11 protein-coding genes are annotated in these 12994 nt (G+C 55.1%); 6 read left to right on the plus strand and 5 right to left on the minus strand.

The genetic code is table 11. The features are described from left to right. Positions 1 to 326: 326 nt before the first annotated feature. Positions 327 to 596: a DUF3077 domain-containing protein gene (locus tag AC07XM_RS22905; protein WP_023048730.1), complete on the plus strand. Its 270-nt coding sequence runs from the start codon at positions 327 to 329 to the stop codon at positions 594 to 596. 84 nt (positions 597 to 680) lie between these two features. On the opposite strand, the gene AC07XM_RS22910 is transcribed toward AC07XM_RS22905, so the two are convergent. Both AC07XM_RS22910 and AC07XM_RS22915 read right to left on the minus strand, forming a co-directional pair. Further along, positions 681 to 1322, minus strand: a complete 642-nt coding sequence (locus AC07XM_RS22910) for a YuaM family protein (protein WP_495045527.1) — start codon at positions 1320 to 1322, stop codon at positions 681 to 683. Positions 1323 to 1513: 191 nt separating this feature from the next. After that, positions 1514 to 2656 carry a protein NO VEIN domain-containing protein gene (locus tag AC07XM_RS22915; protein ID WP_172455945.1) on the minus strand — a complete coding sequence of 381 codons (1143 nt, stop codon included), beginning with the start codon at positions 2654 to 2656 and terminating at the stop codon, positions 1514 to 1516. A gap of 692 nt (positions 2657 to 3348) precedes the next feature. Here AC07XM_RS22915 and AC07XM_RS22920 point away from each other — a divergent pair. The 5 genes from AC07XM_RS22920 to AC07XM_RS22940 all read left to right on the plus strand — a co-directional run bounded on the left by AC07XM_RS22920 (position 3349) and on the right by AC07XM_RS22940 (position 10107). Further along, entirely contained in the window at positions 3349 to 4746 is a 1398-nt protein-coding gene (locus AC07XM_RS22920; protein WP_102689120.1) for a tyrosine-type recombinase/integrase, read from the plus strand. 598 nt (positions 4747 to 5344) lie between these two features. Further along, complete coding sequence (locus AC07XM_RS22925; RefSeq protein ID WP_102689121.1) at positions 5345 to 6751, plus strand: NAD(P)/FAD-dependent oxidoreductase; 1407 nt, start codon at positions 5345 to 5347, stop codon at positions 6749 to 6751. A gap of 9 nt (positions 6752 to 6760) precedes the next feature. Then, positions 6761 to 7105, plus strand: coding sequence for a cupin domain-containing protein (locus tag AC07XM_RS22930; RefSeq protein ID WP_102689122.1), 345 nt, complete (start codon positions 6761 to 6763; stop codon positions 7103 to 7105). 104 nt (positions 7106 to 7209) lie between these two features. Next, positions 7210 to 8382, plus strand: a complete 1173-nt coding sequence (locus AC07XM_RS22935; RefSeq protein ID WP_219735990.1) for an aromatic amino acid transport family protein — start codon at positions 7210 to 7212, stop codon at positions 8380 to 8382. Positions 8383 to 8625: 243 nt separating this feature from the next. After that, complete coding sequence (locus tag AC07XM_RS22940) at positions 8626 to 10107, plus strand: FAD-dependent oxidoreductase (protein WP_102689124.1); 1482 nt, start codon at positions 8626 to 8628, stop codon at positions 10105 to 10107. 112 nt (positions 10108 to 10219) lie between these two features. Here the strand turns inward: AC07XM_RS22940 and AC07XM_RS22945 are convergent, their stop codons facing one another. From AC07XM_RS22945 to AC07XM_RS22955, 3 genes are all read right to left on the minus strand, one after another. After that, positions 10220 to 10747 (minus strand): hypothetical protein, encoded by a 528-nt coding sequence (locus AC07XM_RS22945; RefSeq protein WP_102689125.1) that lies wholly within the window; start codon positions 10745 to 10747, stop codon positions 10220 to 10222. Positions 10748 to 10919: 172 nt separating this feature from the next. Beyond that, complete coding sequence (locus AC07XM_RS22950; protein ID WP_102689126.1) at positions 10920 to 11651, minus strand: SDR family NAD(P)-dependent oxidoreductase; 732 nt, start codon at positions 11649 to 11651, stop codon at positions 10920 to 10922. 102 nt (positions 11652 to 11753) lie between these two features. After that, positions 11754 to 12965 carry a serine hydrolase domain-containing protein gene (locus AC07XM_RS22955; RefSeq protein ID WP_102689127.1) on the minus strand — a complete coding sequence of 404 codons (1212 nt, stop codon included), beginning with the start codon at positions 12963 to 12965 and terminating at the stop codon, positions 11754 to 11756. Positions 12966 to 12994: the final 29 nt, after the last annotated feature.

Below are 12994 nucleotides of genomic sequence, written 5' to 3' on the forward strand. Positions count from 1 at the left end.
CATGGAACTGTTCGCCAGAGATGCCACGGTAACCTTGGCTTCCACCTTGTGGTAGGTGGGGTTCATGGATCGGTTACGATGCATGAACTGGAGACGCTGCGAGCTTTGCTTGAGTCCGCACTGATCCAGGTGCAGATGCCCACCGAGCCTAGGACTTTGCACTGAAGCCTAAATGATGTGTCGCTCAGAAACCAAACGCCTGCAAGCCGAGCCCCGACATTGATGTGTGCAAGGCCGCAGACCGTGAAGCCTATGCAGCACTTGTGGGAGCTGGCTTGCCGGCGAGAGGCCAGCCCAGGCACTAAAGATTTCGGGGAGATTGAACAATGTCCACAGAAGAAACCACATTCACCGTCGGCAAAACCACCTTCTATCAGGGTGAAAACCAGACCCATCCGCTGTTTCGCATTGAAGCCGGTATCCCTTGCCAGAGCGCGCGGGAACAAGCATCAGAGCTGATGGGCTACGCAAGGGATATGACCTTGGATGGCTTGATGGAAGACAAGCCACAGCTGATTTGGGCCTCCCACTACCTTTGCGCTTTGGCCAAAGCGCTGATGGATGATGCGGAGCTGGGGATGATGAAGGACCGCTGACAATTCACAGTAGATTTTCTCTATGTGGAAGCAGCCTTGCGTCGCAAGAGGGCCGCGCTGCGGCCCTGTTATCTATCAGGAATATTACTCACCCACTTTCGAATGTTCCAAACAAACATCCAGTTCTGGGCTTTCTTTACTAGCATCCTTCAAAGCCACATCAAGAATTTCGATTTGGTAGCGATAACGGGCCGCAAGACATCCCAACAAGATCGCCCCTATTGAAAAACCAAACAAAAAAGCCCCAACCCAAAGCAGCAGGGTATTACCAAGATTATCCAGCGCGAAGCCTGCTGAGAGTGTCTGCCCAACCCAGTTCAAACCACCAAATTCGCCGACAAACGAGTATGAGGTCGCCAGCAGACCAACGACTGCTGTTTTCTCACCAAAAAATCTTCCTGAAGTAGCATTTATTCGGCTGACTCGCCTTTCCAACCAAAATCGTGCGTCCTTCAGTACAGGAAGTCCATAAAACTCCAATTGACCAGCCAGCTTATGCTCATGGCGCACATCCTCACACAAGCTGTTAAGGGCTAGCGCTTTCCATTTCCGCAGCAATACTAATGAGGCGATCATTGGAATTATTAAAGCAGCCAGAGCCAGAATCGTAGTGAGTAGAAACATCACAACTACAAATATTTTGGCTGCCACGGATGGAGGCTTAACATTGTAAAAAAATACGAACAATACGTTTGCGAGTAAAAAATAAACGAAAAACCTAGGCACCCATTTGCGATTAACTGAGATCTAGCCTCTACATCGGTGCGACGGACTTTACGTGGTTCACAGCGGCTTAATACTTCTAAAACCTTGAGGGTGTGATCAATCGACACTGACATTGCTCCTCCATGATTTCCAACGCAGGCATGCTCTAAAGCCAACTGACGCTAAGCACATAAATTAAAAAATTTGCTTTACTAGCGGAAGTGCTCGCGGAAGCTCGCCCTGAAGTCCAACGGTTTTAGGTAGAGCTGGTTCGACAAGTCACCGCGCAGAATGAAGAGCTTTGGCTCACCGCTAAGCTGGAAAACCCGATAAAGATAAAACTGGCCCCCTGCTTCCACAGAGAACTCCAGCTCATTGTGGCTAACGATGAATGAGGATGCGATCCCTCCATTCGTCGCCTTCACCTCGATATAGCGATGGAGAGCAGGGCTTTCGAACGAGAGAATGTCGTAGCCGGCGCCATCACCTTGAGTTTCCGAGATCCACTCCAGCCTCTGGAACAACTCTGGATGACCAATTTCAGTCAGGCGATGCTGCTCGTAACCAATTACCCAATCCTCCCCCAATCGGCCCAATTTACGATTCGCTTCATCCCGAGCGGCGTGGTCAAGCTTGCGCGGTAGGCGTTGTCGTGGATGGGTAGGCACAACGAGTTTTTTCCTCTCCTCCATGACCGGAGACTCGATTAGCACAGCGGAGTAAGTTTTCTGTGCCGGAGTTTTTACCTCCTCCAATGCGTCAACGATCTTGCCCACATCTGTGGAATGTCGAAGCACATAATCCTGGACAGCCTTGCGCAACAATAATTGGCTGTTGCCACGCGGTTTGTAGCCCTGAATGAAAGGCAGGCCCATGCCTGCGAGAATGGCGCTAATGTTTTGATGTTTGAGCTCTACAGAAGCTTTGCTTCGCCCCCTGAGCTGCTTGCGCAAGACCTCGTTGTGGCCGGACTTGTTGAAGCCCACGCCATCAGCTTCCAAGCGCAGCATTTCAAAATAGTCCACGACTGTGGCGTGGACTTCATCCTCCGTCCAATCCTGCCCGGTTCGTGTAACCTCAAAACCCAAGCTCCGAAGCAGCGGAACTACGGTCATCTCACCGCCTGAGAAATCATCCGCCCCGAGCACGCCTTGAGTAGGAAACTGCTTTCCAAAGGCAACACCCACAATCGCCTTGGAATCACATGGCTCGCCAGTTCGAGGGTTGCGGACCATGTAGTCCCTAGACTTATCAAAGCCGTATCGCTTGAGAAACGCCACACGCCCCAAACGCGAAAACTCATCCATTGCAGCCTGTACAGCGGCGGGGCTTTTCAGAAGGGAAAGCTGAGTCACTAACTGTGCGTCCTTGCGGCAATTTTCTCCGCCACTCTCAGCTTTTTCCTACGCGAAATCAAGCCAGCAAGGCATCACGGCCTGTGAACTAAGGCTTTTGGGCCCATCGCGGACGCTCAGCCCACACCATCAGAAGGGCCCTGAGCGTGTTCCTACACGCTTTCTAACTTCCCTTGCGAACGTATGGTGCCCGGTGCCTGCAATAAGGCCGAAATGATAGCTCAAATGCAGTACGGCTCCTCCGCGACCACGGGATGCTCCCGGGAAAATCCCTGGTGCTGCGAGCCAGCTCGTCTAGTGCCACCCGCCTGCTAACGGGTCAAGCTAATTATTTGTGGCGATCCATCCAAAAGATCACCTCTGCAGCGTTCATAGATACAATGTTTCACATTCCGCATTAAGCACGGACACGCGAAAAAGCCCAGTCGTCACCGACTGGGCTTTTTCGTTTCAATAATGGTCGGGACGGAGTGATTCGAACACTCGACCCCTTGCACCCCATGCGCTTATACAAAGTATTTCCATGGAATGCTGTAGGCCGTCATGGATAGCCTACAGGCTAGTAAATACAAGGCCTATAGCCTATAGTTTGATCTATTCAGGTCCACCAGCGTCCACCTTTAGCCAAGCGATTCGGTGGGGCAAAAGTGGGGCAAAATTCCAAGGTGATCGACCTTGGCTAGGGGTAGAGATTGGCGAAGATCACATTGAAGCAACTCGAAGCACTTACCCCCGCCGATGATGGCAAAACGCTCCGTGAAGAGGGTGGCCTGACCGCCAAAGTTCGTGCAGGTGTGCGCGGCGTTACAGCGCTTTTCCGCTATGAGTTCAAAATGGGCGGAGCCAAACGCGATCAGCGCCTGGGCAGCTGGCCCAAAAAATCGCTAGCGCAGATTCGTGCTGAGCGAGACGAAGTGAGAGCAAGCGTTGCTAAAGGTATAGAACCCGCAATTGCACGAAAGGCAGCTAAGCTCGAGGCTCGAGCTGCGGTCGCCGCAACCATTGCTGAAGCGGAACGTCAGGCTGCAGAAAACAAAACGGTCACCGACCTTTTTGAAGAGTGGATGCGCGACGGGGTATCTCGCCAGGACGACAACGCAGAACTGCGCCGCAGCTTTTCCAAAGACGTGCTACCAGCTATTGGCGATAAACCACTGCGAACCATCACTGAAAAAGACCTGCTCGCCCTCCTGCGCTCGATCAAAGCCCGCGGTCTAAACCGTACCGTCGTTATTCGCAGCAAAGACATAGGTCAGATGCTGAGATGGGCCGAGAAACGCAAGCCGTGGCGCACCTTGATGGTCGACGGTAATCCCGCCGACCTGATTGACGTCAATAAGCTACTTGATCATGACTATCAGGAGCAGCGCGATCGCCTTCTATCCACTGACGAAATCCAAGAGCTGCAACAAATTTTCACTCGCCTGGTGTGTGAGTATGATGCCTTGCCCGCTGGTAAGAAATACTCCGGTATCCGACCTGTGAATTCCCGCGTGCAATGCGCAGTTTGGATCTGTCTTAGCACGCTCTGTCGCATTGGAGAGCTCCTAAAATCCGAATGGCGACATGTCGATCTAGAGAACGGCACCTGGTTCATTCCAGCAGAAGCCACCAAAGGCCATAAAGGTAAACGGCAGGCTCACCATGTATTCCTATCATCTTTCGCGCTGAACCAATTCAAACGCCTTAGAGAAGAAACAGGCCACACCCCATTCTGCTTTCCCAGCAATGACGAACGCAGTCATGTGGATACCAAAACAGTCAGCAAGCTGATCGGAGACCGGCAATGCCGCTTCAAAAATCGCAGCAAGCCTCTATCTGGCCGACATCACGACGACTCACTGGTACTAAGCCAAGGTAACAAAGGCGAATGGACTCCGCATGATTTGCGTCGCACAGGAGCGACCATGATGCAGGAGCTCGGAGTGACACTAGAAATCATTGATCGTTGCCAGAATCACCTGCTGGGAGGCTCAAAGGTACGCCGGCATTATCTGCATTATGACTATGCCAAGGAGAAGAATGAGGCATGGAACATACTGGGCGACCGTCTTGAAACAATCCTTCGAACTCCAACGGCCGAAATTTAATCAGAAACTGATTGGAGTGGGAAACGAGACTCGTATCGGGCCTGCGAGCCGTTGAAAGCTAAGGGCTTTCAGCAATCCCTGAAGCAGGGATTGCCTTGATTCTGGACTTAATTTTCATAACTAGCAAGCTTACCGCCGGCCAGCTGCTTGCAACCATGGTCTGCGTAGAAAGGTGGCAAAAAAGATGGCGAAGCGTTGTGGAGAGTAAACTCATCAGTCTCCCTAGAGTCACATGGTAGCGCTACTCAAGCTGCGACCATCGGCTAATGTCGGATAGCCTGAGATGACGGCGGGCTCACTGCCACCACTGGCCGGTGCAGCCGCCATCACCGCTTGATAGCCTCAATTTTGCTCCCGATCTTTCAGGTGAGTTGTACAGAAATTTTCAGTCATCCAGCCTATCAAGCTCGCAAGAGCAGTAATTGAGGCCTTCAGCACTCGCAACGTAACGATCCGCTCTTGTAATTATCAATGGGCAACCAGTTTGCTTACTTGTTCGATCGTATGAACAACATGTCTTAAATCCTAAGTGCGACTGATTGTCGCCCTTGGACCTTCCTCAGACACTAGCGTTACTTACTTGCCTGAGGGGACAACAATGAATCTGACACCTACCCCACCCTTGAAGCCCAGTCACTGGATGGCGGCGACGCGCTTGCTCGAGGATGCAACCTCGCCGCTGCAGGGCAGTCATGAAGCCGATGTCGTCATCGTGGGCGGTGGCTTCGTAGGCCTGTGGACCGCCCTCACCCTTAAAGAGCTAGAGCCCGATGTACGGGTGACTGTGTTGGAACAACATGTCTGTGGCGGCGGCGCATCGGGACGCAACGGCGGGTTCGTGATGTCATGGTGGCCGAAGGTGGGTACGCTGCGCGGCTTCTGCAACGATACCCAGGCCCGCTTTTTGGGCGAGCAGGCGGAAGCGGCCATCAGTGAACTGGGGGCATTCTGCGAGCGCCACGGTATCGATGCGCACTTCCATCAAGGCGGTTGGCTCTGGACCGCCACCACACTCCAACACGTGGAAAGCTGGAACACCACATTGCAAGCTTGCCAGCGCTTGGGCGTGCAGCCTTTCGAACGCCTTGATGCCAAGGAGGTTGCCCGCCGAACTGGCTCGGCGGTGCATATTGCCGGCGTTCTCGAGCGCAGCAATGCCACGGTTCAGCCAGCATTGCTGGTGGAGGGCATGCGCAGTGTTGCCTTGGGCAAAGGCATCCGGATCCATGAGCATACGCCGGTAACCGCCATCGAGCCCGGAGATCCCGCTTGCGTTCGCTCCGCCCACGGTAGTGTTCACGCACGTAACGTCGTGCTCGCCGTCAACGCCTGGGGTGCAGCGCTGCCCGCACTGGCCAAACTCATCGTCCCGGTCAACAGCTCCATCGTGGCGACCCAGGCCATGCCTGATCGCCTGGATCGCCTGGGTTGGACGGGTGGCGAGTCGATTACCGACTCGCAACTGATGGTCGACTACTACCGAACCACCCGCGACGGGCGCATTGCATTCGGCAAAGGCACTGGCGCAATCAGCTTCGGCTCGAAGATCAATGAAGTCTTCAGTGTGGACAGCGCCAGCCTCTCCCTGACCGAAGCAGACTTGCGTCGCACCTACCCGATGCTCGACGACGTCAAGGTCGAAGCCTCATGGTCGGGGCCCATCGATCGCACCTACGACAGCCTGCCTGTGTTTGGTCGCCTGAATGGACACAGCAATATTCACTATGGCATTGGCTGGAGTGGCAACGGCGTCGGCCCGAGCCGTCTGGGAGGGCGAATCCTTGCCAGCCTGGCGCTTGGTCGCAAAGACGCGTGGAGCCAATGCCCGCTGGTTGAGCGCAACTGCCGCAGCTTCCCGCCAGAACCCTTCCGTTACCTCGGCGGCTCGTTGGTACGCAACGCCGTCCTGCGTAAAGAGCGTTCAGAACTGGCTGGGCGCAAGCCCTCGCCTGTCGACCGTTATCTGGCCAGCTTCGCGCCGGCCGGCCTTGAAGACAAAGCCTGAGGAGGCACGATGTCTGTCATTCGCATCACGCTGGAAAACAACGACCAGTTCGGTGAGCCAGTCACGCTGGGGAGCGCGACCGATCCAACCCCACAAGCTCGGATCGCGGCAAACTTGGAACTGAACGACGGCCGAGGCAGTACGGGAATATGGGAATGCACGCCGGGGCGTTTTCGACGCCAGGTGGCGCAGGCCGAATACAGCTACATCGTCAGTGGCGCTGGCAGCTTTACACCTGACGGGGCCGAGCCCGTGCACTTCAGCGCCGGCGATGCCCTGTACTTCGAGGCCAACAGCCAAGGTACCTGGGACATCCTTGAAACCGTTCGCAAGACCTATTTGATTCTCAACTGACGGAATTCCGAAGCACCTCCCACAGATAATACGAGGTACAAGAAGTGGGTATACAACAACAAGTGCCCGAGGCGACTGGGCTCAAGGCGCATGCCCTGAGCCGCATGGAGACCATCGGCATCATCATCGGCACCAATATCGGCGCCGGTGTACTGGGTATGGCATTTGCCGCTCGCAAGGTCGGTTACGGGCCGCTTTTGATCTGCCTGATCGCCACCTGCGTATTCTGCATCATCACTATGCTTTACGTCGCCGAAACCTGCCTGAGGACGCGCCAGAACCTGCAGTTGAGCGGCTTGTCCCGCAAGTACCTGGGGCCACTCGGTGGATGGCTGATCTTCATCGCCGTAGCCGCCAACAGCTATGGTGCCCTGATCGCCTACATCAGTGGCAGCGGCAACATCCTCGCGGACTTCTTTGGCCAGTATGGCCTGACGCCCCAGCAAGGCAGCCTGCTGTTCTTCGTCCCTGCTGCACTGGTCCTGTACCTGGGCCTCAAAGCGCTCGGCGTCGCGGAGAAACTGATCAGCGCTGGCATGGTGCTTATCGTCTGCCTGCTGATCGGCGCCACGGCGATTCACCCGGATTCACATTGGGTGCACCTATGGCAAAGCCAGTGGCAGTACGTTGTGCCCATCTTCAACCTTGCCGTGTTCGTGTTCGGCGCTCAGTTCCTGGTGCCCGAACTGGTACGGGGCAACCTGGAGACGCCCCAACGAATTCCGCGGCTGATCATTGGCGGCATGATACTCACACTGGTCCTGGTCGCCGCCATTCCAGCGTCGGTGATCGCCTTGGTGGGCCTGGACAACCTCAGCGAAGTGGCGACCCTGAGCTGGGGCAGGTCACTGGGCCAATGGGCGTACTATGTGGCCAACACCTTTGCCCTGCTGGCCATGCTCACTTCCTACTGGGGCTTGGGGGGTTGCCTGTTCACCAACATCTTCGACCAATTCCGCCTTGGCGACGAAGACAACCGGCGCAATCGCCTGATCGTCCTGGCGGTGGTGACCTTGCCACCGATCGCCTTTGCTTACTCCGGCTTCAGCGGTTTCGTGAATGCACTGTACTTCGCAGGCACGTTCGGTGGCGTACTGATGGGGATCATTCCCATCTTGCTACTCAACGCCGCCCGCAAGTCCGGAGACCAGCAGCCAGCGTTCACCTGCGGCTGGTATGCGCACCCGTTCCTGCAAGCGTTCATTGTCATGGTATTCCTGTCCAGTGGCGTGTACGCGATACTTTCAGCGCTCGGAATGCTCCCTTCCAGTTGGTAATGAACTAGCTGCATAAAGCCCCCGCTTACCACAGGTAATCGGGGGTTTTTTGTCTTTAGGCTGGGTCGTTACAGATGTTGTCCTGAATGTACTAGCCGATGGGGTTCGTGCTTGAAGATTCTAGCGTGAGCTCCACCATCGACACCCATTGCATCAGCACTCACAACAATGACAACTAACGGAGATCTGAAGCATGCTATTTGCCGCGATGTACTGTTTTGCCCTTTCGTATCCGGAGGTCTGATGAAGCGTACCGATCTGGATATGCTCGATGGCCAGGTGTTTGACGTCATCGTGATCGGCGCCGGCGCTGTCGGATGCGCAGCCGCAAGGCAACTCGCCGCTCGAAACTTCCGTACCTTGCTGGTCGACCGCGCAGACATTGGTGCCGGAACCTCCTCGCGGTCCAGCAGGATGCTCTACTCCGGCCTAGGCTACCTGGCTGCGAGATACCCACTGTGGCAGGTGCCCCTGCGCCCCTTCGACATGTGGCAGCGACTACGGTACACCCGCCAAGTCATGCAGTGTCGTGCTGAATTGGTCAAGGAAATGCCTGGCCACCTGACCAAACACCGTTTCCATTACCCATTCCGCAAGCAAGACAGATATCCTGCCTGGCTGGTGGACGCGGGGTTTCGCCTGGTTGAAGCGTTGGGCAGCTGGAAAGTGCCGCTCTCTTACAAGCGCCTGCCGGTTGAACGTGCAAAAGGCCAAAGCGCGATGGCCGCAGCACTTGGCGGGGCAGTACATGATGTGGGGATGTTCGAAGAGTACATGTACGCCTGGCCAGAGCGCATTTGCGTGGACACCGCGCTCGACGCCCAGTGGCGCGGCGCGACAATACGAACCTACACCCGTGTCACCGATCTGGTGAGAACGGATGATGCTTGGCACGTATCACTGCAAGAACAAGCCCCAGAATGCACGGGTACAGCCAAGGTCAGAGCACGGATGGTCGTCAACGCTGCAGGGCCTTGGGTCGATCGTGTGCCTGGCGCGGGAGGTGAAAGCAGCAAGCGCGTGCTTGGCATCAAGGGGGTGAATGTCATGGTCCGCCTGCCCCCGGCTTTCCGCGACCAAGGCCTTGAAGCATTTTCGAGCAAAGGCGAGCCCTTCTATGTTTTCCCTTGGCGCGATCACCACTTCATCGGCCCTACAGAGACCGAGTTCACCGAGGACCCTGACTTGGTTCGGGTCGAGGAAAAGGAGATCGACTACATCCTCAATGAAGCGAACCTCCTCTTCCCTTCATTGCAACTGGGTCGTACAGATGTTCTGCATACCTGGTGCGGGGTGCGACCGACATCGACGCTGGGCGGACAATCTACTTCGTTGCCGGTGCGACTGAGCAGTACGCCTGGCAAACCCGATCTGCTGACCTTGACCGGCTCAACCATCATGCTCCATCGCCATGCAGCACGCATGATCGCCAAAGCCGTGGAGTCACGGCTGGGTAAACGAGGCATTGCACCGCAGGGCATGATCAAGCACAACATGCTCGAAAGTAACAGCGTACGCGATGTCATTCTCCATGAGCATGTGGTGAGGCTGTCCGACCTGATTCGAAGACGCTTGCCACATGGGCTGGATGAGTCGATGGGACGTGACCAGGCAGAGGATTTGTCCAAGGTCATGGCTGAAGTATTGGGCTGGAGTGAGAGCAGACGGTTGGAAGAGTTGAGCTACTTTGAAGCAGACACGCAACGTATCTACGGAACGGTGTAATCATACCAACGTTCAAAGCAGGGGCGATTTCGCCCCTGCCGTTTGCTCAGCACCGGAAAGCACAATCAGACGGTGAGTCCACCCGTAGACGTTCGCTCCATACGCGACTCGGCTATTGTCTACGCGCTTTCAAGCGAGCGAGCGACCAACGCCCTCGCTCATCCATGAGCTTGGCGCTGGCATTGATGACTCCGCCTAGTAATACACCCAGACAGACGGTCAAGAGTATGGCGGGCCATCTTTCGACGCCGATGAAGAACACGCAGGCAACCGCACCGAACATCAGGGGAATATGCGATAACAAGCCTTTCGGTGTCAGCAGTAGATGCGCGCCACACAGGATGCTGGTTAGCAGCGCGACTGAAAGCGCAGTGGCATTCGCGGGTTCGATACCGGTCCGGGTAAGTTGTGCACCGGCATAAACGAATACACCGCCCCACGCGACGCCCACTGCAACACTGGTGAGGGCGTCAGGCAGTCTTTGGGCGCTAGCATTGCTGCTCAGGAATATAGGTAGGACGACGAAAGTGCAAGGTAGGGTACCGAGTGCCGCTAAGGGACTAATCAAATAGAGCAGGACATAAATACCCACCACCGCCCCTGTCCAAAGGCTTGCGTTAATCATGTGTCTTTTCGTCATGGCATTACTCTTATTTTTGTTGGAGACAGCACGTATCTTGAGTAGCGGTGCTTCGTAAAGAGCAACTAGCTGGCAGTAGCATTCCGATGATGCCTGCGCGGGACCTTACAAATTGCTGTGTAGGGGCTCCACCGCCCCTACACGATGTGCCATGAGCTAGGCACAGTCTGACTTAGACGGTGAGTCCGCCATCGATCAGAATCTCCGATCCAGTAATGAAGCTACTTGCGTCGGAAAGCAGGTAGATCATGGCATCAGCACACTCATCCGGTCGCCCCAGACGTCCCAGCGGGGTCTGTTTAGCCCACTGTTGGAGGAGCTCGCTCGGATTTTCCCGAACCATCTGCGTATCGAATGCCCCAGGATGAATCGAGTTCACGCGAATGCCGTACTTACCAAGATCACGCGCAGCAATTTTGCTCATGCCGCGCACAGCCCATTTAGCGGCACCGTAGGCGATGGTTTTTTCGAAACCTTTCATACCAAAGATAGAGGACAGATTCACAATGGAGCCCCCACCCGTTTCTTTCATAGCCAATGCGGCATACTTCATGCCGAGGAAGGTTCCAAGCTGGTTGACTCGATATACCTTATCAAATGCCTCGGTGGAGGTTTCCTCCAAAGGCGAGGGCCAGTAAATGCCAGCATTGTTGACAAGGCCATCCAGGCGCCCGAAAACTTTAACTGCATGCGTGATCGCTTGCTGCCATTGGGCTTCTTGCGTCACATCGAGCACGCAGTAGCTCGCCTTATCACCGAGTTCTTCGGTCAGTTGCTTCAGCGGTTCTTCCTGCAAATCAGTCACAACGACGGAAGCGCCACTGGCCACCAGGCGTCGTGCGAGCGCAGCGCCCAAGCCGCCGGCGCTACCGGTGATCAGTACAACTTTAGAGTTAATGGACATATTGATTTCCTTGTTGTTGTAAAAAATAGTGTCAAGCCAAACTATTTTTGAAGGGTTGTTTCTCAAGCCCTGAACGGCACGTAGTTTCTGGTTCTATAAGATTCAACACTCCGGCCGTTGACTAGCAAAATGGGCTCGGATCGCTTGTACTGCCGCAGTGGTAAACTGAATTTTTTCCGCATCCATAGCGACACCGTGGCAGGACAACTTTGCGATAACGAGATCGTTAGTTTTGTCGATGAACACGTTCTGGCCATGAACCCCAACCGCGAAAACCAGCGGATCTTTACCATTGAGCACGTACCATTGGCTGCGGTAGTGCATAGGCAAATCGGGGAAGTAATCAAGAAAGGCGCCTTTATTCCACGCCTCCCTGTCACTCTGCGTTTCAATGTCCTGCAGCCACTGAGGTGGCACGACTTGGGTCTCACCCACTCGGCCATCATCCAGCATCATTTGACCGACTCGGGCCAGATCCCGAGTGGTCGTGCATATGCCCCCCGCACAACGTGGAGCGCCCAGTCGATCGACCGTTATGTAGGCGTTCGTTTCAGCACCGATCGGACGCCACAGCAACTCCGAGAGAAGATCCGCGTAGCGTCGGCCAGTTGCTCGTTCGATGATCCAGCCGAGCAGATCGGTGTTGGGGGACACGTAGTGAAACTTGTCGCGGTGGTTGCCCTGGCGGCCTGTGAGCAGGGAGAAGAACGAGCGCAAGTCATGTGCCTTGGTCGTCGCATCTACCGGATGCCAGCCCTGGGCTTGACGATAGGCAATCATCAAGCCTTCGCTTGCCTGGTAGTTTTCCTCAAAGTCGACGCCGACTTTCATGTCCAGCAGGTCACGCACAGTAGCATCGTCGAACGCCGTGCCAGCGAGTTCCGGAACGTAGTAAGTAACCAGCAATTCCTCACCAAGCCGCCGCTGATCGATCAGGATACCTGCCAGCAGCCCCAGAAACGATTTGGACACGGACATGATGATGTGAGGTGTTTCAGTAGTCAGACCCGGTCGGTTGTACTCGTTAACCAGCTTGCCTTTGTGCAGCACGACAAACCCATCGGTATTGGTCTCCTCCAAAAACGCCGAGAGGGAATAATCCACCCCTTTGAACGGGATCCGAACTGACTCTACGTCGGATGGCACTTGTTCCAGGGGTTTACTGTTTCGACATGCACCAGGGATATCCGCTGACGGCACAATCTCTCGCACATGCGTGAACGACCACTGGATATAAGGCGCGCTTCGCCAATTGGACAGCGTAACTTGCTCTTCAGTAAGCGGAGGAAACCCATTCATCAACTTTTTCGCCATTATTTCTAACCCCCTATATAGCTGTATTC

The sequence above is a fragment of the Pseudomonas sp. GW460-LB5 genome, assembly GCF_059423245.1.

Excerpts from the sequence above, each read along its gene's own strand:
- AC07XM_RS22950 (WP_102689126.1), bottom strand. The coding sequence starts at position 11,651 with ATGTCCATTAACTCTAAAGTTGTACTGATCACCGGTAGCGCCGGCGGC.
- AC07XM_RS22955 (WP_102689127.1), bottom strand. The coding sequence starts at position 12,965 with ATGGCGAAAAAGTTGATGAATGGGTTTCCTCCGCTTACTGAAGAGCAA.
- AC07XM_RS22940 (WP_102689124.1), top strand. The coding sequence starts at position 8,626 with ATGAAGCGTACCGATCTGGATATGCTCGATGGCCAGGTGTTTGACGTC.
- AC07XM_RS22945 (WP_102689125.1), bottom strand. The coding sequence starts at position 10,747 with ATGACGAAAAGACACATGATTAACGCAAGCCTTTGGACAGGGGCGGTG.
- AC07XM_RS22935 (WP_219735990.1), top strand. The coding sequence starts at position 7,210 with ATGGAGACCATCGGCATCATCATCGGCACCAATATCGGCGCCGGTGTA.
- AC07XM_RS22930 (WP_102689122.1), top strand. The coding sequence starts at position 6,761 with ATGTCTGTCATTCGCATCACGCTGGAAAACAACGACCAGTTCGGTGAG.
- AC07XM_RS22925 (WP_102689121.1), top strand. The coding sequence starts at position 5,345 with ATGAATCTGACACCTACCCCACCCTTGAAGCCCAGTCACTGGATGGCG.
- AC07XM_RS22905 (WP_023048730.1), top strand. The coding sequence starts at position 327 with ATGTCCACAGAAGAAACCACATTCACCGTCGGCAAAACCACCTTCTAT.